We start from the raw sequence: 21,139 nt of genomic DNA on the forward strand, positions 1-21,139 counted from the left end.
GTCGGTGCCGGCCCTTTCCCCAGCCCGATCACTGGCGCAGATCATCGATCAGCGGGCTCAGCAGCGGCCACATCTATGTCATGGCCGCTGCTGAGCGAGAAGGTGGTCACCATCCGGCCGCCCTGGTCCGGGCGGTCCACCAGCTCACCCTGATATCCAGGAACCGTGCAAGCTGCTGAACCTGCCCGAACCGAAGGTCACCCCGCCCCCGTCGTCGGCGCCGAAGGGGGCGGATCAACGTCAGATCTGACGTGACATCGGAGCTGCCGCTCCTCCCGCCGCCGCGCACGTTCCGCACGTCTGGCCTGGCACCGTTCACGACGGTCCTGGCGCCTGGCCTTCCGATGCTCGCGGCGGGCCGCCACCACCGCCCGGCGGTGCTCAAGCCACCTCTCCAAGGAGTTGTGCCGGAATACGGCAGAAACGGGTCGTAGGCTTGATCAATCTGAATCACTTCGCAGTTGCCGCAACCGCACGGTGCCGTCCCTGCTGCCGGTGGCCAGGATCTTCCCGTCCGGGCTGAACGCCACCGACAAGACCCAGTCGGTGTGGCCGGTGAGGGGGCGGCCGATGGAGGTGCGGGTGGCCACGTCCCACAACCGGACGGTGTGGTCGCTGCTGCCGGTGGCCAGGATCTTGCCATCGGGGCTGAACGCCACCGAGTCGACGCCTTCGGTGTGGCCGGTGAGGGGGCGGCCGATGGGGGTTCGGGTGGCCACGTCCCACAACCGGACGGTGTGGTCGCTGCTGCCGGTGGCCAGGATCTTGCCATCGGGGCTGAACGCCAGCGCGGCGACCCAGTCGGTGTGGCCGGTGAGGGGGCGGCCGATGGAGGTGCGGGTGGCCACGTCCCACAGCCGCACGGTGTCGTCATCGTCGGCGGCCAGGATCTTGCCGTCCGGGCTGAACGCGACCGAGGTGACGGTGCCCGTCGGGTTGTTGCGGGCGGCGAGGGGGCGGCCGATGGAGGTGCGGGTGGCCACGTCCCACAACCGCACGGTGTTGTCATAGCTGCCGGTGGCCAGGGTTCTGCCGTCGGGGCTGAACGCCACCGAGTGGGCGATGCCGTTGTGGCCGGCGAGGCGCTGGCCGAGGAGGGTGGCGGTGTCTTCCCGGGTGAAGGTGCAGTAGGCGGCCGGCAGGGCGGCGGCCAGGCCTGCGACGCCCAGCCCGGTGAGCAGGCGGCGGCGGGACAGGACCCGGTGCACCTGATCTCGTGTTGCGGATACCGGTGCGGACGCGAGGGGCAGGGTCGGCGGAGGCGCCTGGGTGGTGGGGGCGGCTAAGCCGGTTTCGATGGCCTGGCGCATGGCCGCGGCATCCCGGTGGCGCTGTTGGGGGTCTTTGGCCAGCGCGGTCGCCAGTATCTGGTCCCAGAAGGGGGCCAAGGCCGGGCTCAGTTGGGAGGGCGGCTGCGGGGTCTTGTGGATGTGCTGGAAGAGCACGACGGCGGGCGAGTGCCCGGTGAAGGGCGGCCGGCCGGTGAGCAGCTCATACAACACGCATCCGGTGGAGTACAGATCCGAGCGGGCGTCGGCAGGCTTGCCGTCGGCCTGCTCGGGCGACATGTAGGACGGGGTGCCGATCTGTATTCCGGTGGCGGTCAGTCGGGTGGCCGTCTCCGACATGAGCTTGGCGATCCCGAAGTCCATCACCTTCACCCGCACCCGGCCGCCGACGCGGTGGACCATGATGTTGGCGGGCTTGATGTCGCGGTGCACCACCTCCCGGCCGTGACTGTGCTCCAACGCCTCCAGGACCGCCGCCACGATCTGCCCGGCCTCGTCCGGGGACGGCGGCGCCTGGCGCAGCAGATCGGCCAGTGTCCCGCCCTCCACCAGCTCCATCACCAGATACGGAACCGGATCCCCGTCACCGATGTCCTCACCGCTGTCCTCACCGACGTCGTAGACGGTCGCGATGTGGGGATGCGACAAGCCCGCCGCCGCCCGCGCCTCCCGGCGGAACCGGGCCCGGAAGTCCTCATCGCGCAGCATCTGCGCGGGCAGCACCTTGACCGCCACCATCCGCTCCAGCTCCCGGTCACGCGCCCGGTACACCACCCCCATGCCGCCGCGCCCCAACGGCTCCAGCAGCTCATACCGTCCCGACAGCACTCTCACCACACCACTCCGATCCCGCCACCCCTCTGATCAACACCAAACTACGGGCCAGAGCGCAGGCTGACGTCTCGGCCACCTCGGCGACTCCGCCGCCTACGCAGCACTCGCGTAACGCTGACCAGCAGCTGTGCCACCCCGCGGCCCGGTTCCGCCCTATTCCGGTGGCATCCCTCCAAGAGCTGCCTTCGATCCCTGCTGCCGGCCGGCATGGTTGCCTTGGCCATCCTGGTTAGGACGCCAACGCGCAGAGGAGCGGCCCTGCGGCGGAGACTATCTGCTGCCAGAGGGCAGCCTCCGGCCCAAAGTTGATCACTGCGTGCGCCTTCTTCTTCTGAACCGGAAAGGCAAGGCGGCCGATGCCCCTGCGGCGCTCCTCCATGGCGGCACACCAGCCAGCCCTGCCCAAGGCATATGTGAGGAAGAAGTGCTGTTACTGGCGTACAAGCGGAGACGCTGGAAGTGCTTCAGCCCTGCCGGGCGCAGGGGGCGAGAACGCCGTGGTGAGGAACGCGCTCACCGCCATGAGAAGCGCACGCGACGCGCCAGGGGTCCACGTCACCGCTCGCCACCGTGGTGGCGTCGGGCGGGTCGCCTTGGGCTGGAGTCGCACGCCGTCATCCTGGGCGCCCGGCACGACGGACGCAGTGGTAACGGTCAAGGAGCATCTCGGAACCCCCACATGCGTGCAATCACGTCTTGACCAGTTTGAGGGAGCATTCCCCTCGAAGCGTCCAAGGGCTCAGAGATCGCCGAGGAGGCGCAATGGCTGATCAGCGTGTGGAAGGCGGGGAGGCGGCTGGAGAGGCGGCCTGACGTGGATCGTCATGCCGCCGGCGGCTGGACTGCTCGCTGAGGGGTGGCGGGGGCTGGGTGGGGGGCTGCTGGCCGCGGCGTTGTGCGCGGTCGGGGTGCGGCGGGGCCGCCTGGATTCGATTCACCTGGTGGAGCTAGGCGTCGCGGAAGGGGCCGATGGCGGCAGGGTTCGCCGCCGTGGTGGTCGGGCTGGCCGTGCTCGCGGTGTTGGACGCTCCTGGGGTGGTGACGGCGTCGGTGGCCGTGATGCTGGCGTGGTGGGTGCTGGTGATGGGGCCGATCACCCTGTGGTGGAAGATCAGCTTCCACACGGGGGTGTCGGTGGGTACCGCCGTGGTGCTCGCGCATGTGCTGCCGGGGCCAATAGCGATCACGGTGCGGCCGAGTGCGCGGGCCCGCCGCGCCACGGCCAGAGCGCGCCGCCGGGTACGGCCCGCCGCCGCGAACACCAAGGTCGGCATGTCCAGCGGGCGGGCCAGCACCTCGACATGTTCCCACTCCTGGAGGTCCTGCGCCGCGGCGAGCACCCCGGCTGCCTCGACGAGTTCGGCGGCGGCGAACTGGGCACTGCCGTATCCGGGACCGCTGCCCAGTGCCAGCATCACCGGTGCGCCAGCCACCTGATCGGCCACCCGGGCGCAGTTGTGCCGTACCAGGTCGGTGGTCGCCGCCACGGCGTCGGCCACCGCTGCGAGCTCGGCACCCACGGTGTCGGCTGCGCTGTCGGCGAGGTGGCCTCGGGCTCGGCCGATCTCGATCGCGACCACGTACAGGGTCAGGAGGCTGGCCTGGAAGGTGCGGATCCCAGGGCATGGCAGCAAGCCGGTCAAGGGAAGCACCAGCGCGTGCTGCGCGGCCCGCGCCACGGCGCTGTCCGGGGTCGAGGTGACGGCCAGTGTCCACACGCCGTGCTGGGCGGCGCGCGTGAGCACGTCGACAACCCGGGCGTTGCCACCCGACGCCGAGACGCCCACCACCAGCGTGTGCACTCCCGCTCGGCGCTCCCACGGGGTGCCGTACTCCGGCAGGCGCAGCGTGCTCACAGGTTCGCACGCCACCCCGCCCAAGGTATGGAAGGCCATCTCGGTGGCCGGCGCCGCGTGCAGAGAGTCGTCGTTACCGGTCACGACCACCCGCGTCAGGCCACCCCGGCTCGGCCCTCTCGCCCGTCGCCGTGCGGCGTCCTCGACCACGGGGTAGCAGGCGCGCAGGTCCTCGCTCAGCGCGGCGACCTGGCGGGGTGTCTCTGCCAGCGTGTAGCGCGAGGTCACCGTTATGCCTGCCTTCCCTTGGTGGCTGACGGTCACCGTGGCCAGGGCCGCTACCCGTCTTGGGTATCCCGCCTACCTGCGGGCGGAACGGACGATGTCCACGTACGACGCCACCTTGTCCTTGTCGATCATGCCGCCCCAGCCCTCCGCTCTCCAGGCAGGTTCCGACGAACGCCGCGTCCGCGCCTGCCTGCCGGGCCGTCGCGGCGACCTCGGCCACCGTCTTGCCGCCGCCGAATCAGGAGAAGCGCATCGGCGCGACTTCGGCGATCAGTGCGATCACTTGCGCCCCAATCTTGTTCCGGTAATCCGCCACCGCGAGCGGGTCGCCCTGCACCAGGCCGCCCGCTGTCATGGTCGCCCCGACCAGCGCGCCTACCCGGGTGAAGTGCCCGCCAGCGACCTGCGTCACCGCCAGCGACGCCTGCACGGCGTTGCGCATCAGCTGGGCCCCGACCCGGAATCCCGGCCCGGCCATCTCCACCACGGCCCGGGTGATGAGAGCCATGGCCGCGATCCGCGCCGGATCGGAGTCTGTCCCTGCGGCATACATCCGGTCCACCGTCTGAATCAGGCATCCGTCCGCGCCGCCTTCCACGAGCGCACGCGCGGAGGCGGCGGCGCGCTCCACGATCGGCTCGACACCGCCCCCGTCATAGAAGGGGGTGCCGGGCAGCGGCGGCAGATGGATCATGCCCAGCACCAGCTTGCCGCGTCCTGACCACGACACTCCGTCCGAACCTGGCATGGCCACCGCTGTTCGCTTCGGGACCGCCTGCGAAGGCGCTCGACGCCAAGATCTCCGGCCCCTCCCACCATGACACCGTTCCAGCCGATCACCCACCCCCGTACCGCATCGGCCGGGCACGGCGTTCCGCCTCCTGCTGGGCCAAACTGCAGATCAAGGCTGCCATGCCCGTGACACTCCAGCGGCCTGCCTCCTCGCCCTCGCGCCCCCGAGCGCTGAGAGCTCGACGGGGCGGTTTGCGCCCTTCCAGGGCGTCGGGTTTGCGGACCCGCATCCAGCCGCGCGAGGCCGGCCTGCGCTGGGGTGCGAACACCCGCCCGCCGCGCCTCTCCATGTCCACGCAGCGGGGACGGCAGGCGATCCGCGCACCTGACGGAAGGCGCGACGGCCGCCATGTCTCAGCGTGTGACAGTCTGGAAACCTCGCCGTCCGATCTGGACCGGGCTGGTCCGGCGTTCAGCAGGGTCCCGCCGTGGCGGGGCGGGTCAAGCCGCCCCCGTCCAGTCCAGCAGGGCCTGCTGCTCGGCCTCCATCGGCCCCGCCCAGGCGAGGTGCCCGTCCGGCCGGACGAGGAGCGCCTCGGCCTCCTCCAGGTCGGGCGAGGGCTGCCAGGCCGTGGCGGTGACGATCTGCATGCGGTCGTCCCGGCTGCCGGGCGCGCCGGCCCGCTTTCCCGTATGGACGAGCAGGAATCGCCCGTCGTGCAGCAATTCGTACAGACGCCCAACCTCGGGCCGCTCCGCGACGCTGATCGGCAGATCGGGCACTCGGGCCCCGGCCGGGAAGCCGTCGCCGTAGTGGGTGCCGATCGCCGAGACCGAGGCGGCGAGGTCGTGGTTGACCTCCCCGATGCGCAGGAGGCCGTCGAGCATGCCGCGCAGCGCCATGACCGGCCGCCGGTACTGCGGCACCAGAGTCAGTTCCATCAGCAGCGTCTGCACCTCGGTGTTGGCGGTGACGGCCGCGCCGACCGGGCGGCGCTCGGCGTCGTAGGAGTCCAGCAGCCCTTCCGGAGCCCAGCCCTTGACCTGGGCGGCGAGCTTCCACCCCAGGTTCATGGCGTCCTGCAGACCGGTGTTGAGGCCCTGTCCCGCCGCCGGGAAGTGGATGTGGGCCGCGTCGCCCGCCACCAGGAGCCGGCCCTGCCGGTACCGCCCGGCCAGGCGGGTCGCGTTGCCGAACCGCGACAGCCAGCGCGGCTCGGCGACGCCGAAGTCCGTGCCGGCGACGTTCGTCAGCGCTTGCCGGAACTCCTCGTACGTCAGGGGCAGGCCGGACGGCACCCGCATGCGTTCGGGATCGATGACCACGAACCGGGTCAGCCCGCCCTCCAGCGGCACGGCCAGCACGCCGTGGGCCTCGGCCGCGCGCACGGCGTCCGGATCGGTGGCCGCGAAGTCGCCGAGCATGCCGGACAGCGTCTCGTCGGTTCCGTCGAAGGGGATGCCGGCCGCCTGCCGGACGATGCCGCGTCCGCCGTCGCACCCCACGACGTAGGAGGCGCGCAGCGTCTCTCCCCGGGCTGTCTGGACGACGACGCCGTCCGGCTCCTGCCGTACGGCGGTGACCTGACAGCCACGGACGATCTCGGCGCCCAGCTCGCGGGCGCGGGCGTCGAGCAGTTCCTCGGTCCGGGCCTGCTCCAGGAACAGGGTGTAGCCGTGCCGGGTGTCGAGGGCGGTGAAGTCGAGGCGCGTGTTCAGGCCCGCGAAGTGCCACCCGGGCAGGGTGTGACCGCGGGCGAGGAAACGGCCGGCGATGCCGCGCAGGTCCATCACCTCGATGCTGCGCGGGTGCAGCGTGAGCGCCCGCGACTGGCTGGTGGGCGCGTCGTTCCGTTCGAGCACGCGGACCGCCACGCCCGCCAGGGCCAGCTCCGCGGCCAGCAGCAGTCCGGTGGGCCCGGCTCCCACCACGATCACGTCGATGTGCACGCTTGCGTCCCTCCTATTAAATGAACATCGTTCATAAAATCGAGGTCATTAGTATCACTGGGCATGGGACCCACGTCAACCTCCTCGTCCGCCCAGCGCTCCCGGGGCCGCCCCCGCAAGATGGGCGTGCCGGAGGCGGTCGCCACCGCCCTGCGCCTGGTCGACGAGGACGGGCTCGACGCGCTGACCATGCGCCGTCTGGCCGCGGCCCTCGACGTCCAGGCGGGCACGCTCTACCGGCACTTCGCCACCAAGCAGACGCTGCTCGCCGCCATGGCGGAGGAGATGCTCGCGGGCTGCGCCGACCCGCTGCCCGACGGGCTCGCCTGGCGCGATCAGCTCACCGAACTGGCCGGACGGCTGCGCACCGCGCTGCTGCGCCACCGCGACGGCGCACGCGTCTACGCCGGCACCCACTCCGTCGGGCCCAACACGCTGAACTACGCCGAGACCCTCGTGGGCGTGCTGCGCGAGACATGCCCGACCCCCGAGGCCGCCACCCGTACGGCACTCACGATCATCCACTTCACCGTCGGCCACACCCTGGAGGAACAGGCCGCCCAGTCTCTCGCCGGCTCCGAGTTGCCCGCCTCACTGACTTTGCTGCACGCGGCCCTCGACCCCGACGCCTACCCCAACCTGGCCGCCGCCGAAGCCACACTGACCAGCACCGATTTCGCCGCCCACTTCGCCCACGGCCTGAATCTGATCATCACAGGACTGACCACCGACTGATGCCGGCGTCGAGAGCCGGATCGCGGAAGGGCATGTCCTCAGGCCGGGCGGGCCGCAACCGTCGGGGAGTCCGCGCAGGGGGCGGCCCCAGGAGACCAGGTCGTCCAGGGCGACGCCGAGCAGTTGGAATGGGGTGCCCACCTCCAGGAGCGCCTGACGCAGGTTGCCGTGGCGACACACCGGTTGTCGGGGAAGTTCACCCGCGCCGACGCCACCGCCGGGTCCAGGATCAGCCGCGACGCCGTACCAGAACACCACCTGACGATCGCCGACGAGGTCGACAAGGCCGCCGACGAGCTCGGCGTCTCCTCCTCCCAGGCCGCCCTCGCCTGGACCAGGGCGCATCACACCTGGATCCACCCGAGCTCCGGCGCGCGGACGCTCGACCAGCTCACCGACAACCTCGCCGCCTGCGACCTGCGGTTGCCGCCGGACGTGGGCGAGCGGCTCGACCAGGTCAGCGCCTGCCCGCTCGGGTTCCCGCAGAGCTTCATCAAGATTCGCGGGAGTCCGTCTACGGCCCCTCGATCGGCCGCTTCGACCGCCGGGTGCCGTGAGCGGCGACCGCCGATCCACGGGGGCGGCGACGGCCGCGGAACTCCGCCCGGTTCCCGCAGGACCGCGGCGGCAATCCTGGCCGGACGGAGACACCTTGAGCATCCGCCGATGGCAAATGCTGTTCGCGCGGACGCTGGGCGGGCGACGCGGAGCGGTTCACCATACGTAAGCGCCCGCCCACAGCGGGTTTCCGAGCAAGGAACCGTCTGCCGTCCGCCTTCACGGAAGGGGCCCCGCCCATGTCGCCGCGACGTACCGCCCGAGGCTCGGGACGATCCGCGCCCGCCGTGCTCCTCGCCCTCACCGTGCTGGTCACGGTGGGGCTGAGCCTGCTGCCCGCGTCCGTCGCGCACGCGGCGCCCCTCCAGGTCTGCACCCTCCAGGAGGACATCGTCTACCAGCCGCCGCTGACGAACACGCCCCAGACGGTCGCGTTCGCCGTCCACGGCCGGCTCACCGCCTGCACGGACGGTTCCGTCCCCACCGGCTGGTACGAGGAGTCAGGGACGGCGGTGGGCGCCACCTGCACCAGCCTGCTCTCCTCGGGCGACGGGACCCGGACCTTCCGCTGGAGCTCCGGAGAGCACAGCACGTTCGCCTACCACCGGGTCGTGAACCGGGTCGCCGGCTACATCCAGGTCATCGCCACCGGCTCGATCCAGGACGGCAGGTACCAGGGCCTGCCCGCCATCTCGCAGGGCCTCGGGCTTCAGCCCGACCCGCTCGCCTGCGCCGGCGGCGGCGTCACGCGGCTCACCGCGCCCGGAACCCTCACGATCGGCATCTGACGGGCGGCATCTGACGGGCGGCATCTGACGGGCTGCTTCCGCGCACGCCCTTCCTGCGTGGATGGGCGTGCGCGGAGCAGCCGCAGGACGGTTCGCGGAGGGGTTCAGTCGGTCGGGGTGCTCGACGCGGGGTTCTCCTTGAGCCGCATGCACTCGTCGTAGTAGAGAAGCGCCTCGTTGGCGGCCTTCTCAGGGCTCCAGCCCCGGGCGACGAGGGCCTGGTAGTTGTGGTTGTAGATCTGGTAGCAGTCGGTCCGGCTGTCGGCCTGGGCGGTGACGGCGGCGGGGACCATCCAGGCGGCGGCCAGGAGCGTGGCGATGACGAGGCGGCGTGCGTGACGCATGGCGATCCTTCCTGTTACTTGGTTCCCCAGCCGGGCGAGTGGCAGGCGGGTCCGTTCGGTCCGGTGTTGCATGACTTGCCTTCGGTGGCCTGGACCGGCAGGGACAGCGCCCCCACTGTGGCCGCGGCCAGCAGCGCGACGGTGATGACGGGACGAAGACGGGTCACATGGGCTCCTGCGGTGAGGTCGCGACGTACGCGAGATGCTTCCGTGACGGCCACCGGATGCCCCGATGATCTCCGGGGCCGCACTGCGATTGTCGGTCGCCGGCGGCGGCCCCGGCTCCTCCGCGAGGCCGGTCCCTCCGGCCGCAAGGAGGACGACAGCCACGGCCGCCCGGCGCCTCAGGAACCGGCGCCTCAGGAACCGATGTTGAGGAGTTTGCCGAGGAGGGCGGTGAGCTGGTCGCGCTCCTGCGGCGTGAGGGACTGGAAGGTGTCGTCGAGGAAGGCCGGGATCGCGGCCTGCGCCTCGGCCAGCCGCCGCCGCCCCGGGTCGGTGATGGTGACGGCGTAGGAGCGGCGGTCGCGGGGGTTGCGTTCGCGGCGTACGTGGCCCGCCCGCTCCAGGTCGTCGCAGACGCTGACCATGACGCTGCGGTCGATGCGCAGCTCCTCGCTGAGCGTCTGCTGCGAGCAGGGGCCGACGGCGTCCAGCATCTGGAGCACGAGCTGCTGGCCGACGCCGAGCCCCTGCGTGGTGGCGTGGGCGTCGGCGGCGCGCGCCACGGCGGCCGAGGCCCGGCACAACGCGATGTCCAGCCGCTCGGCGGCCAGCCGCGGGAAGTACGCCTGGCGTGCGCGGTCGCCTGCCCTGGTGGTGGTCGCCATAGATCTCCCTCTTTGCTCCGGCGCCGAGTCTAACGCAAACCGTCTCGTCTCCGATCGTTTGACAGCAGATGATTTGTAGCCGTACGGTCCCAATCGTCTGTCAGCAAATTGTTTGTACTCAGATGGAGAGTGGACGTGGCACGGACTGAGCGCGTCGAACAGATGGCCCTGGTGGTGTTGTGCGCGGCGGTGTTCCTGGACTCGATGGACCTGTCCCTCATGGGCGTGGCCCTGCCCGCCATCGGCCGCGACCTGTCGCTGCCCGAGAGCCTCCTGCAGTGGCTGATGTCCGGCTACGCGGTCGCCTACGGCGGGTTCCTGCTGCTCGGCGGCCGGATAGCCGACCTGTTCGGACGGCGCCGGGTGTTCCTGACCTCGCTCGCGATCTTCGCCGCCGCGAGCCTGGCCGGCGGCCTGCTGTCGGAGGGCTGGCCGCTGGTCCTCACCCGGGTGGTCAAGGGGGTGGCGGCGGCGCTCACCGCGCCCGCCGCGCTGTCGCTCATCACCACCACCTTCGCCGAGGGCGCGCCGCGCAACCGGGCGCTCGGGGTCTACTCGCTGGCCGGGGCCACCGGCTACACCGCCGGGCTGATCGCCTCCGGCCTGCTGGCGGAGATCAGCTGGCGGCTGGTGTTCTTCCTGCCCGTGCCGGTCGCGGCGCTGGTGCTGGCGGCGGCGCCGCTGGCACTGCCGCGCGACGTCCGGCCGCAGCGGGCGCGCGGCGGGTTCGACGCCGCCGGGGCGGTCGCGGTCACCGGGGGCGTGCTGCTGCTGGTGTTCGCGCTGACCGAGCGGAACTGGCCGGCTGGGGTGGTGGCCGTGGCGCTGCTCGGCGGGTTCGTGCTCATCGAACGCGGGCGGCCCAGCCCGCTCGTCCCGCTGGAGGTGTTCAGGTCCGGGACGGTGGGCGCCGCCAACCTCGCCGCGCTGACCTGGGCGTGCGCGACCATCGGCTGGCAGTTCGTCACCGTCCTGTACCTGCAGCAGGTGCTCGGCTACACCGCGCTGGCCACCGGGCTCGGGATCGTCCCGATGGGCCTGGCCATCGTCGTCACGGCCAACCTGGCCGGCCGGCTGATCAGCCGCTGGGGGCTGGGACGGGTGGCCGCCGCCGGGATGCTCGTCCAGGGGACGGGCATCCTGCTGTTCCTGCGGGCCGGGGCCACCGGCGACTACCTCACGGTGCTGCTGCCCGCGCTGGTCGTGCACGGCGTCGGCAACGGGCTGTCCTTCCCCAGCCTCAACATCGCCGCCGTCGCCGGCCTGCCCGACGCGCGGCAGGGGCTGGCCTCGGGGCTGGTCACGTCCTCCGTCCAGATCGGGGCGGGGGTCGGCGTGGCGGTGCTGGCCGCCGTCCTGCCACTGGGCGGGTCGCCGCTGGCCGGTTACCGGCTCGCGTTCCTGGTGGCGGGCGGGTTCTCGCTGCTGGGGGCCCTCGTCGCCGCCTACGGGCTGCGCGCCCGCCGTCCCGCCGCCGTACCGATCGACTGAAAGGGAACCTGCCGTGACACTGGATCTCACGCCCGACGAGTTGCTGAGCACCACCCGCGCCGTGCGCAAACGCCTCGACTTCACCCGTCCGGTGCCCCGCGAGCTGATCGAGCAGTGCGTGGACCTGGCCGTACAGGCGCCCACCGGACGCAACCGGCAGCGCTGGCACTTCCTCGTCGTCACCGAGCCCGAGCAGCGGCGGGCCGTGGCCGACCTCTTCCTGCGCTCCCTGTCGCGGGCCACCGGGCAGCCGCTGAGCGAGCGCGATCTGTGGCGCATGAACTACCACCGCGGCTCCACCGAGCGGGTCTTCGACGGGCTGCGTCACCTGGCCGCCAACATCCACCGGGTGCCCGCGTTCGTCATCCCGGGCGTCGAGGGGCGCACCGACCGCGCCACGGTGGAGGCGCAGGCGGGGGCGTGGGGGTCGATCCTGCCGGCGGTGTGGAGTTTCATGCTGGCCGCGCGGGCCCGCGGCCTCGGCACGGTGTGGACGACCGCGCAGGCGCCCCTCGAACGGGAGCTCGCCCAGGTTCTCGGGGTGCCGTACGAGAAGGTGATGCTGGCCGCGTTCATCCCGCTGGCCTTCACCATCGGCACCGAGTTCAGGCCCGCTCCCCGCATCCCGCGCGAGGAGGTCCTGCACTGGGACCGCTGGTGAGAGCCCGTTCCGGCCCTACCGGCCGGTGGTCCCGAGCCGGGCGAGCTGGTGGTCGAGGACGGCGGCCGCGCGCGCGAGGTCCAGCTCCCCGACCAGCACGCCGTCGGCCAGACCGCGCGCGAGCCCGAGCAGGATGTGGGCCTCGGTGTCAGCGTCGATGCCCGGATCGGAGGCGGCGGTCAGGAGGGCGGCGATCTCGCGGTGGACCGCCGCGCCGCCCGTCCGGTACAGCGCGAGCACGTCGGGGCCGGCGACGGCCCTGGCGAGAAAGGCGTGCCCGGCGAGCAGGAGGACGGGAGCGTGCGCGCCCAGCCAGACGACGGCGAGCAGCGCCCGCCGCAGCACGCCGGCCGGGCCGCCGGCCTCCTGGGCGACCTGCCCCATGCTCAGGCCGGCCAGGCCGTCGCGGGCGCACAGCCTGAGGGCGGCGTGGGCGATCTCCGTCCAGCGGGCCGCGTGGTCGACCTGTTTCGGCACGACCGTACGTGAACGACCTCGTGCAACCCAACATCGGAGCCGCCTTCCGCGGCCGGCGGCTCGGCCACATCCGCGACCCGTCCGCGTTCGCGCGCTACCGCACCGCCTACGACCAGGCCATGGCGCGGTTGCCCGAGCCCGCCGAGACCCACGACGTGACCACCGGCTTCGGCACCGTCCGGGTCTATCGCTTCGGCTCCGGCGTGCCGCTCCTCCTGCTGCCGGGGCGGACGGCGTCCACGCCGATGTGGGAGCCGAACCTGGCCGATCTCATTGCGCACCGGCCGGTCTACACGGTCGACCTGCTCGGCGAGCCCGGCCTGTCGGTGCAGACGCGGGCGTTCAAGAGCTCGGCCGACCAGGTCGACTGGCTGGGTGGAGCTGCTGGCCCGGCTGGGCCACGCCGGGTGCACCTCCTCGGGGTGTCCATCGGCGGGTGGAGCGCCTTCCAGCTCGCCATGCGCGCCCCGGACAAGATCGCCTCGGTGAGGCTGCTCGACCCCGCGATAACGTTCGGCCGGATCACCTGGAAGGTCGTCATCATCTCGCTGGGGTCGGTGCTGCCGTTCTTCCCCGAGTCGTGGCGCCACAAGCTGCTGAGCTGGATCTCCGGCGGAGCCGACGCCTCCGGCGACGAGGCCGTCGCCAACCTGATCTCGGCGGGCATGCGGGACTTCACCTCCTTCCTGCCGTCGCCGTCGTACCCGGCCGACGACCAGGTGGCCGGCGTCGAGGCGCCGGTGCTCGCCCTGATCGCCGGGCGCAGCATCATCCACGATCCGGGCAAGCCCGCGCAGCGCGCCCGCCGGCTGCACATGCCTTACTGATCAACAATGCGCTGAACTGCAGAGACATGCCGAGAACCCAAGATACCCGCGGTTATCTTCGGTGCTGTTGGAGTGTCAGGCATGCTAGGCACATGAAGGATTCAGAACGTGTCTGACGCGTTATCCATGGTTGGTCTGGCTGAGGCACGTCAGGCACGCGCCATGCTCCTGCCGGCCACGGCATGATCCACTCGGTGCCCGCGCTGAGGCAGGCTGAGCCGTACGAGATGATTGTGCGGCGGTCGCCGCCGCACCTGCGCCCGTACGCGCTGGGGGCGGCGGGGTTCCGGACGCGGACGGCGGAGGACGCGCGGATGCTGCCGCTCAACGCGGCCACCTTGATCGTCGACTTCACCGGCATGAGCCCGATCATCACCGGCCCGCGCGCCACCGCGACGTTCGCGGTCCGCACGCCGTGGCGTCACGGGATGGCGGTCGGGCTCACCCCCGCCGGGATGTCCGCGCTGACGGGCGCGCCGGTCCGGGAGGTGGCCGGGGCGACCGTGCCGCTCGCTGACCTCCTCGGCGTCCGGGCCGAGGAGCTGGCGGGGCGGCTGGGCGAGTCAGCGAGCTGGGATGAGCGCTTCGCCCTGCTGTGGGAGCGCCTGACGGCGTGGCTGCGCCCCGGCCCGGGGCGCGACCACCTGATCATGCGCGCCTGGTGGCGGCTGCAGGCCTCGGACTGTCCGCGCACGATCGCGGGCCTCGCCGCCGAGGTCGGTGTCAGCAGGCGGTACGTCGAGCTCGGATTCCGCAGAGTGGTGGGTTTGTCACCCAAAACCGTCGCCCGGATTGCCCGCTTCCAGCGGACCGTGGACAGCTGGCGCCGCCCGTCAGCCACCCTGGACGCGGCCCTGAGCTGTGGTTTCGCCGACCAGCCGCATCTCAGCCGGGAGATCAGGGCGATGTCGCGGCTGACGCCCGCGCAGCTGTTCGCATTCGTTCAAGACACCGGGCGGCTCGCCGAATAGCGTGACCTTCCGCTCCCGGCCGAACGGCGTGCCCGGGACGGGAAGGGGCAGCACGTCATGGGAGTCACGCTCGCCGACTTCGGCAGGGATCCGCTGGGGATCACCATCATCAAGGCGGTGTTCCTGTTCCTCTTCCTGTCGCTGGGGGTCGTGTTCGGGGTCTGGTTCGAGCGCAAGCTCATCTCCAGGATGCAGAACCGCGTCGGACCCAACCGGGCGGGACCCTTCGGGATCCTGCAGTCGGTGGCGGACGCGATCAAGATGGGGTTGAAGGAGGATCTCTTCCCCAACACCGTGGACAAGGTGCTGTATCTGCTGGCTCCGGTCATGATGGTGGTTCCGGCGTTCCTGGCGTTCTCGATCGTGCCGTTCGGGCCGAAGGTGTGGATGTTCGGGCACCAGACGCCGTTGCAGCTGGTCGATCTGCCGGTGGCGGTGTTGTTCATGCTGGCGATGGGGGCCATCTCGGTGTACGGGGTGGTGCTGGCCGGGTGGTCGTCGCGCTCGCCGTACGCGCTGCTCGGTGGTTTGCGTTCGGCGGCGCAGGTGGTCTCCTACGAGATCGCGATGGGCCTGTCGTTCGTGGCCGTCTTCATCTTCGCCGGGACGCTGTCGACCTCGGAGATCGTGAACGCGCAGACGTCGCTGTGGTACGGCATCATGCTGCTGCCGTCGTTCCTGGTGTATGTGGTCTGCATGTTCGGTGACGCGGCGCGGATTCCGTTCGACCTGCCCGAGGGTGAGGGTGAGCTGGTCGGCGGGTTCCAGACGGAGTACTCCTCGTCGCTGAAGTTCGCTCTGATCATGATGGGCGAGTACCTGCACACGTTCACCGCCTCCGGCATCGCGGTCACCCTGTTCATGGGTGGCTGGCGGGCGCCGTTCCCGATCTCGCTGTGGGCGGGCGCGAACGAGGGCTGGTGGCCGATGCTCTGGTTCTTCATCAAGTTCGTGCTGACGTTCTGCTTCATCATCTGGGTCCGCGCCTCGCTGCCCCGCGTGCGCTACGACCAGCTCATGTCCTTGGGCTGGAAGGTCCTCATCCCGGTCAACCTGGGCTGGATCCTCCTCGTCGCCGCCGTCCGGACGATCACGCAGAGCCCGGGAGTCGTCTCCATCGCGCTCGGGGTCGTCATTGCCGTCGGCGTACTGGCCATCTGGATGCGGTTCGACACCGTCGGCCAGCGGCGAAGGGAAGCCAGGAAAGCACAGGTCGACGCCGAGTTCGAGGAGCTCGGCGAAGAGCCGACCGCAGGCGGCTTCCCGGTGCCGCCGCTCGATCTGCCGCACTATCACGGCCGCTGATCCGCCACCCGGGCGCTGACCAGGGTGGCCCGCCGTTCGGCGAGGCCGACACGCTAGCCACCCACTCAGCGCGCGTGACGACCATGAGGCGGCGATCGATACGTCCCCCTCTTCGACCACATGCGCAGGCACGGGTTCGACGCCGACCTGTTGCAGAGGGCGATGGCCGCCTGCGACATCCCGACCCATCGCCGGAGAAGGCTGGTCCAAGACCTCGCCGACGGCACAGTCAGCTCCGCATCCCCTCGACCATGAGCACCCGGGCCGCCTCGGCTTCGGTCGCCGCGCGCACTTCGACGAGATCGTTCTCGTGGCGAAAGGACGGTGACGATCCCGGTCGGCAACGTGAGCCGGCGGATGCGGTCTCGGGCGACGACCTGCCGGTCGAAGGGCGCCCGCGAACTGCTCGGCCGACTGCCCCCGGCCGCGGCGATGCGATGCTGGATGGACGTGTTCGGGGACTGGATCGCGACCAAGAACGGCATGCTCGACACGCTGCTCGCGATGATCGAGTCGGGCGAGATCGCCCATGCGCAGACCTGGAGCGAGCTACTGGCGGCCATCACCACGATTCTCGACGCCGGTCGCGCGGCGGGCGACCTCCGCTCCGACGTCACCGCGTGAGACATCGCCGCCTCCCTCATCGGCATCTTCACCGTGGCCCCCCGGCGCGAGCATGAAGCCAAGGCCGCTCGCCCGGCCGGCACGCTGAACTCAGCGTACGAAGGCAGCGCAGGTCGGCACGTACGGTTTGCCTGGTACGTACAGGTTCCACTCCGCGCGGCTGATCGGCCGCTGGGCCAGGGCGCATACGGCGGCTTCGAGGTCGGAGGGCAGGCTCACATCCCACGCGCGAATGGTGGAGTCATAGCCGGTGCTGACGAGGGTGCGGCCGTCCGGGGTGAAGGCGATCCCGGAGACGTCCCCGTCGTGTCCGGTCAGTGGACGGCCGAGTGGCCGCTGGGTGGCGACGTCCCACAGCCGGATCGTACGATCACGGCTTGCGCTCGCGAGCAACCGGCCGTCGGGGCTGAAGGCCGCCTTCCATACCGTGTGGGTGTGCCCCACGAGCGGCTGGTTCTTCGGCCGTACCGCGTGCGGATCCCACAGCCGGATCGTGCGGTCGCTGCTCGCGCTGGCCAGCAGCGAGCCGTCCGCGTTGTACGTGATGGAGGTGACGGCGTCGATGTGGCCGCGCAGCGGGGCGGCCTTCTCGCGGCGGGAACGTCGATCCCACTGGCGGATGCTCCCGTCGTCCAGCCCTGCCGCGAGGGTGGCGCCGTCGGGGGAGAAGGCCAGGGCGGAACCGCGCACGCCTGCCACCGGCGGGCCGAGCTGCCGCCGGGCGCGTACGTCCCAGAACCGCAAGGTGCCGTCCGCGCCGGTGCTGGCCAGCATCCCCCCGTCGGGGCTGAACGCGAGCCCACGGACCCAGCTCTGCCCGTTGCGCTCGGTGTGGCCGCGCAGCGGTGGCCCGATCGGCCGCTGGGTGGCGACCGTCCACAGGTCGATCACGCCGTCGGCCGCGCCGGTGGCCAGCATCGTGCCGTCGGGGCTGAAGGCCACCGGGCCGCCGTCGCCGGTCCTGCCCGGCGCGATGGGCTGCCCGAGCGGGCTCACGACGAGGCGTCCGCGGCGGTCGCGCCCGGCCAGGTTCCACAGCAGCACGCTCGTGCCGCTGGAGGTGGCGAGTGTACGGCCGTCATGGCTGAGGGCCATTTCGTAGACATCGCCGGTGCCGGGCCTGGTGACGGGCCGCTCGATCTGCCGGCCGCGGACGAGGTCCCAGACGCGTACGGTTCCGTCGTTCCCGGCACTGGCCAGCGCCTTCCCGTCCGGGGAGAAGGCCACGTCCAGCGGGGTGCCGGTGTGGCCGACGAGGGGAGCGCCGACCGGCCGGCGGGTGCTGAGGTCGTACAGGGCGATCGTGCCCGCCTCACCGCCGGTGGCCATGGTGACGCCGTCGGGGCTGACGGCCAGCGCCGAACCGGAGGCTTTGAGGGCGGCGCCGAGCCGGCGGTGAGTGGTCGTGTCCCACCAGCGCACGGTTCCATCGCTGTCATCGCTCAGCAGCTTGGTGCCGTCAGGGGTGTAGGCCACCTTCCACGCCGTGATGTTGCCCTTGCGGGTGGCCGTCCGGGGCGTGATCTCGCGGCGACGGGCCACGTCCCAGAACAGCACGGTTCCGTCCGTGCCGGCGGTGGCCAGTACGCGCCCGTCCGGGCTGAAGACGACGTCCTCGACCTGGTCGGTGGTGATCTGGGCGAGGCGCCGCCGGGTGGCGACCTCCCAGAGGTACAGGATGCCGTCGTCTCCCGCCCCGGCCAGCGTCTCGCCGTCGGGGCTGAGTGCCAGCGCGTCGAAGCGCACGGTCTGCCCCTCGATGACGTCCGCGACGGTGAGCGGGGCGCCGGCCTGCCGTTGGCCGGCGACGTCCCAGATGTAGATCGCGCCCCTGTCGGATTCCTCCGTACCGCTCGCGCAGAACAGGAGTTTGCCGTCGCGGCTGAAAGCCACTGCCCGCGCCCATTCGCCCGGCCCGGTGGTGAAGCGCGCGATCGGACGGCCCGTGGCGATGTTCCACAGCCGGACGCTGCCGTCGCGTCCGGCCGAGGCCAGCGTCCTCGCGTCGGGCGCGAACGCCACCCTCTCGACCTCGCCGACGTGACCGGTGAACACGGCGCGAGCAGGGTTGAGCAGGGCGGTGGTCATGGCCGCGCGGGAATCCGGGGTGTCCCGTATCGCATGGGCCGTGACAGCCAGCAGCCGGGACAGAGCCGGATCGGTCTCGCTCAACTCCACGCTGCGACCGGCCAGCTCGCGCGAGCGCACGGTGCTTTCCTGGTTGCTCGCCTCGGTGGCGCGGTTCATCGCCACGCCGACGCCCGTCAGTGACGCCAGCGCCAGGATGGTGAGCAGGGCGAGGACCACGCGACGGGTCCGTGCGGTCCGCGTCGCCGCCCGCTCGCTCGCGTGCAGGAACGCGCGATGCACGCCGGTGAGCGCGGGGCTGCGTACAGGATCGTCGTCCCAGCGGGGGAGCGCCTCCTGCAGCGCCGTCAGCCTGGTGCCCCGGTAGAGGAACGCCGGATCGCGGCCTCTGGCCTGCCAGTCGGCGGCGCTGTCCAGGAACTGCCGCAGCACCAGGTGATCGCTACGATCGTCGTCGAGCCAGCCGTGCAGCTTGGGCCACGCGCTCAGCAGCACGTCGTGCGCGATCTCGACGGTGCCGCGTGGGCTCCCCTCGTCGGCGCCGCCCTGAACGAGGAGCCGGCGCTCGGTGAACGCCTCCAGCACGTCATTCACGTCGGCCGCCTGGCCGGCGGCGGGCGAGCCCAGCAGTTCGGCGCGCGGGACGCGGCGGCGTACCGGCCGCCCGTCCGGGCCGGTGGCGGCCAGCCGCAGGAACACCTCGCGCGCCAGGCGTCGCCGCTCGGCGGACAGGCTCCCGTAGACCTCTTCGGCGGCCGACTCCACGGCATGGGCGACGCCGCCGACCAGCCCGTACGTCCTGCTGGTCAGCGTTCCGCCCTGGCTCTTCTCCCAGGTGAGAAGCATCGCCTGGGACAACAGGGGCAGCACGCCTGCGCCATAGCCGCCCTCGTCGGCGTACGAGCGCAGATCGCTCAGCACGCTGTCGACCAGACCTGCCTCGACCTCCAGGCCGGCGATGCCCGCCGGCCCGGTAATGGCCCGGCGCAGGTCGGATTCGGTCATCGGACCGAGGACGAACTGCCCGTCCTCCAACGCCTCGGCCAGCGTGGGGTGAGCGGCGCAGGTGGAGGCGAAGTCGCCACGAACGGCCAGGACGACCAGCGCGGGCGTGCCCGCGACCGCGACCAGGGCGGTCAGGAACGCCTCGCGTTCCCGACCGCCGGCCAGCAGGAACACCTCCTCGAACTGGTCCACGACCAGCACGAGCCGACCGGCCTCGTGCCGGGCTTGCCGCTCGGCATCAGCGAGTACGGCGTGCCGCACGGTGAGGTGCGCGTCCTGCGGATTGGCCTCCAGTGAGCGGCGTACCGCACCTGGTTCGAGCCCGCCCAGAGCGCTCAACCGGACCGCCATCTCATCCAGTGGGCGCGCGGTCGGAGTCATCACCACCTGCGGCCAGTCCCGGCAGTTCACGGCGCCGGGCAGCAGCCCGCGGGCCAGCGCGGGCAGCAGCCCGGCCCGCAGCAGGGAGGATTTGCCCGCCCCCGACGCGCCGGTGACCATGGCCGGCCGCGCCCCGGACAAGCGCTCAGCGAGCTTGCCCAGCAGCTTCGCGGTGGCGCGCTCACGGCCGTAGAAGATCGGGGAATGGTGGCGGTCGAACGGCCACAACCCTCGATACGGCGCCTCGTCCAACCATCGAGGACCGGGAGCATCCGCCTGCTGCTGCGAGGTGGCCGCGCGCCGGTTGACGGCCGCTATCTCATCACGTATCAGGATCAGCTGCACCGACTGCTGAAGGGCGAGATCCCGATCGTGCCGTTGCTCGGCGGCCTGGCGGTACAGCAAGTCCTGAAGCTGAGTGGCCTTGCCCGACAGATCGCCCAGCAGTTGACGGAACTCGGCGAAGCTTCCGCTCAACTCGGCGAAGACCGTCGTGAGATGGGCCTGCAGCCGCTGGTCTCCGCTGGTGAGCGCGGCCTCCAGAGCGGCTCCTGCCGCATCGATCCCGTGCAGCACGCCGGCGATCTCCCGCCGCAGGTCCGGCGTGTTGCTGTTGGCGGCCTCCAGGGCTTGCAGGAGCTGGGTTCCGATCTCGTTCTCGATCTCCTCCCCTGACAGCAGACGGCCGGCGGCGCGCCTCCGTACCGCGTCCATCGACTTGATGATCACATCGGCCAGCACGTTGCCGCCGACACCGGCCAGCACCTGCACCCCGGCCGCGACGGGACCATCGGCGCCGTCGAAGGCCAGCGGCACCAGGGCGCTGGCGCACAACGTCGCGATGACCGCGTGCGGCGACAGCTTCAGCAAGCCGCTCCCGCTTCGCCGCACCACCGAGGCGATCCGCTCCCGCGCCGCGTGCGCCTGGGAATCGCCGGGCACCCCGGTGGCCGATCCCATCCGCAACCCCCATCGATCCGCGAAGGCGCCCGCCTGCCCTCTGATATCGCCACAGCGCCGCACACCGCTACAACCACTGTCGAGGTCCCGGCCGATCGGCATGCGCTCGTGGCCCCAGGCGGAAGAGCGCACGCAGGCCCCGCACCGGCCACCGCCCGTCCAGCCCGAGTACGGCCCGGCGCCCTCGCTGGTGGCAGGCTGGACG

General features: G+C 71.5%; 18 protein-coding genes. 9 read left to right on the plus strand and 9 right to left on the minus strand.

Annotated features, from left to right (window positions below):
- Positions 1-440 precede the first annotated feature (440 nt).
- The 4 genes from ACWEJ6_RS42650 to ACWEJ6_RS42665 all read right to left on the minus strand — a co-directional run bounded on the left by ACWEJ6_RS42650 (position 441) and on the right by ACWEJ6_RS42665 (position 6,889).
- Positions 441-2,123, minus strand: a complete 1,683-nt coding sequence (locus tag ACWEJ6_RS42650; protein WP_452431242.1) for a protein kinase domain-containing protein — start codon at positions 2,121-2,123, stop codon at positions 441-443.
- Positions 2,124-3,070: 947 nt separating this feature from the next.
- Positions 3,071-4,207, minus strand: coding sequence for a hypothetical protein (locus ACWEJ6_RS42655; protein ID WP_452431243.1), 1,137 nt, complete (start codon positions 4,205-4,207; stop codon positions 3,071-3,073).
- 238 nt (positions 4,208-4,445) lie between these two features.
- Positions 4,446-4,955 (minus strand): BtpA/SgcQ family protein, encoded by a 510-nt coding sequence (locus ACWEJ6_RS42660; RefSeq protein WP_452431244.1) that lies wholly within the window; start codon positions 4,953-4,955, stop codon positions 4,446-4,448.
- Positions 4,956-5,440: 485 nt separating this feature from the next.
- Positions 5,441-6,889 (minus strand): FAD-dependent monooxygenase, encoded by a 1,449-nt coding sequence (locus ACWEJ6_RS42665; protein WP_452431245.1) that lies wholly within the window; start codon positions 6,887-6,889, stop codon positions 5,441-5,443.
- 63 nt (positions 6,890-6,952) lie between these two features.
- On the opposite strand from ACWEJ6_RS42665, the gene ACWEJ6_RS42670 reads away from it, so the two are divergent.
- From ACWEJ6_RS42670 to ACWEJ6_RS42680, 3 genes are all read left to right on the plus strand, one after another.
- A complete protein-coding gene (locus ACWEJ6_RS42670; RefSeq protein WP_387683028.1) occupies positions 6,953-7,624 on the plus strand; it encodes a TetR/AcrR family transcriptional regulator in 672 nt (223 codons plus the stop codon).
- 168 nt (positions 7,625-7,792) lie between these two features.
- Positions 7,793-8,509: an aldo/keto reductase gene (locus ACWEJ6_RS42675; RefSeq protein WP_452431246.1), complete on the plus strand. Its 717-nt coding sequence runs from the start codon at positions 7,793-7,795 to the stop codon at positions 8,507-8,509.
- Positions 8,422-8,970, plus strand: a complete 549-nt coding sequence (locus ACWEJ6_RS42680) for a hypothetical protein (protein ID WP_452431282.1) — start codon at positions 8,422-8,424, stop codon at positions 8,968-8,970. The genes ACWEJ6_RS42675 and ACWEJ6_RS42680 overlap by 88 nt, the downstream gene beginning before the upstream one ends.
- Positions 8,971-9,074: 104 nt before the next feature.
- On the opposite strand, the gene ACWEJ6_RS42685 is transcribed toward ACWEJ6_RS42680, so the two are convergent.
- The 3 genes from ACWEJ6_RS42685 to ACWEJ6_RS42695 form a co-directional block, all read right to left on the minus strand.
- Positions 9,075-9,314: a hypothetical protein gene (locus ACWEJ6_RS42685; RefSeq protein WP_452431247.1), complete on the minus strand. Its 240-nt coding sequence runs from the start codon at positions 9,312-9,314 to the stop codon at positions 9,075-9,077.
- Positions 9,315-9,328: 14 nt separating this feature from the next.
- Positions 9,329-9,481 carry a hypothetical protein gene (locus ACWEJ6_RS42690; RefSeq protein ID WP_387683099.1) on the minus strand — a complete coding sequence of 51 codons (153 nt, stop codon included), beginning with the start codon at positions 9,479-9,481 and terminating at the stop codon, positions 9,329-9,331.
- Positions 9,482-9,673: 192 nt separating this feature from the next.
- Positions 9,674-10,144: a MarR family winged helix-turn-helix transcriptional regulator gene (locus tag ACWEJ6_RS42695; RefSeq protein WP_452431248.1), complete on the minus strand. Its 471-nt coding sequence runs from the start codon at positions 10,142-10,144 to the stop codon at positions 9,674-9,676.
- A 135-nt stretch (positions 10,145-10,279) separates the two neighbouring features.
- On the opposite strand from ACWEJ6_RS42695, the gene ACWEJ6_RS42700 reads away from it, so the two are divergent.
- Entirely contained in the window at positions 10,280-11,635 is a 1,356-nt protein-coding gene (locus tag ACWEJ6_RS42700; RefSeq protein ID WP_452431249.1) for an MFS transporter, read from the plus strand.
- 13 nt (positions 11,636-11,648) lie between these two features.
- Positions 11,649-12,296, plus strand: a complete 648-nt coding sequence (locus ACWEJ6_RS42705; RefSeq protein WP_387649012.1) for a nitroreductase family protein — start codon at positions 11,649-11,651, stop codon at positions 12,294-12,296.
- Positions 12,297-12,311: 15 nt separating this feature from the next.
- Here ACWEJ6_RS42705 and ACWEJ6_RS42710 read toward each other — a convergent pair whose 3' ends face one another.
- A complete protein-coding gene (locus ACWEJ6_RS42710; RefSeq protein WP_452431250.1) occupies positions 12,312-12,773 on the minus strand; it encodes a TetR family transcriptional regulator C-terminal domain-containing protein in 462 nt (153 codons plus the stop codon).
- An 8-nt stretch (positions 12,774-12,781) separates the two neighbouring features.
- Here ACWEJ6_RS42710 and ACWEJ6_RS42715 point away from each other — a divergent pair, with 8 nt between their 5' ends.
- The 4 genes from ACWEJ6_RS42715 to ACWEJ6_RS42730 all read left to right on the plus strand — a co-directional run bounded on the left by ACWEJ6_RS42715 (position 12,782) and on the right by ACWEJ6_RS42730 (position 16,500).
- Positions 12,782-13,600, plus strand: a complete 819-nt coding sequence (locus ACWEJ6_RS42715; RefSeq protein WP_452431251.1) for an alpha/beta fold hydrolase — start codon at positions 12,782-12,784, stop codon at positions 13,598-13,600.
- A 314-nt stretch (positions 13,601-13,914) separates the two neighbouring features.
- Positions 13,915-14,571 (plus strand): helix-turn-helix domain-containing protein, encoded by a 657-nt coding sequence (locus ACWEJ6_RS42720; protein WP_452431252.1) that lies wholly within the window; start codon positions 13,915-13,917, stop codon positions 14,569-14,571.
- Between the two features lie 57 nt (positions 14,572-14,628).
- Complete coding sequence (nuoH, locus tag ACWEJ6_RS42725) at positions 14,629-15,876, plus strand: NADH-quinone oxidoreductase subunit NuoH (RefSeq protein ID WP_452431253.1); 1,248 nt, start codon at positions 14,629-14,631, stop codon at positions 15,874-15,876.
- A 324-nt stretch (positions 15,877-16,200) separates the two neighbouring features.
- Positions 16,201-16,500 (plus strand): hypothetical protein, encoded by a 300-nt coding sequence (locus tag ACWEJ6_RS42730; protein WP_452431254.1) that lies wholly within the window; start codon positions 16,201-16,203, stop codon positions 16,498-16,500.
- Positions 16,501-16,590: 90 nt separating this feature from the next.
- On the opposite strand, the gene ACWEJ6_RS42735 is transcribed toward ACWEJ6_RS42730, so the two are convergent.
- A complete protein-coding gene (locus tag ACWEJ6_RS42735) occupies positions 16,591-20,934 on the minus strand; it encodes an NACHT and WD repeat domain-containing protein (RefSeq protein ID WP_452431255.1) in 4,344 nt (1,447 codons plus the stop codon).
- Positions 20,935-21,139: the final 205 nt, after the last annotated feature.

The organism is Nonomuraea sp. NPDC004702 (assembly GCF_053601695.1).

What these genes read in the sequence shown, in the direction of transcription:
- ACWEJ6_RS42685 (WP_452431247.1), bottom strand. Translation starts at nt 9,314, where the DNA reads ATGCGTCACGCACGCCGCCTCGTCATCGCCACGCTCCTGGCCGCCGCC.
- ACWEJ6_RS42720 (WP_452431252.1), top strand. Translation starts at nt 13,915, where the DNA reads ATGCTGCCGCTCAACGCGGCCACCTTGATCGTCGACTTCACCGGCATG.
- nuoH (WP_452431253.1), top strand. Translation starts at nt 14,629, where the DNA reads ATGGGAGTCACGCTCGCCGACTTCGGCAGGGATCCGCTGGGGATCACC.
- ACWEJ6_RS42660 (WP_452431244.1), bottom strand. Translation starts at nt 4,955, where the DNA reads ATGCCAGGTTCGGACGGAGTGTCGTGGTCAGGACGCGGCAAGCTGGTG.
- ACWEJ6_RS42680 (WP_452431282.1), top strand. Translation starts at nt 8,422, where the DNA reads ATGTCGCCGCGACGTACCGCCCGAGGCTCGGGACGATCCGCGCCCGCC.
- ACWEJ6_RS42735 (WP_452431255.1), bottom strand. Translation starts at nt 20,934, where the DNA reads ATGGGATCGGCCACCGGGGTGCCCGGCGATTCCCAGGCGCACGCGGCG.
- ACWEJ6_RS42670 (WP_387683028.1), top strand. Translation starts at nt 6,953, where the DNA reads ATGGGACCCACGTCAACCTCCTCGTCCGCCCAGCGCTCCCGGGGCCGC.
- ACWEJ6_RS42695 (WP_452431248.1), bottom strand. Translation starts at nt 10,144, where the DNA reads ATGGCGACCACCACCAGGGCAGGCGACCGCGCACGCCAGGCGTACTTC.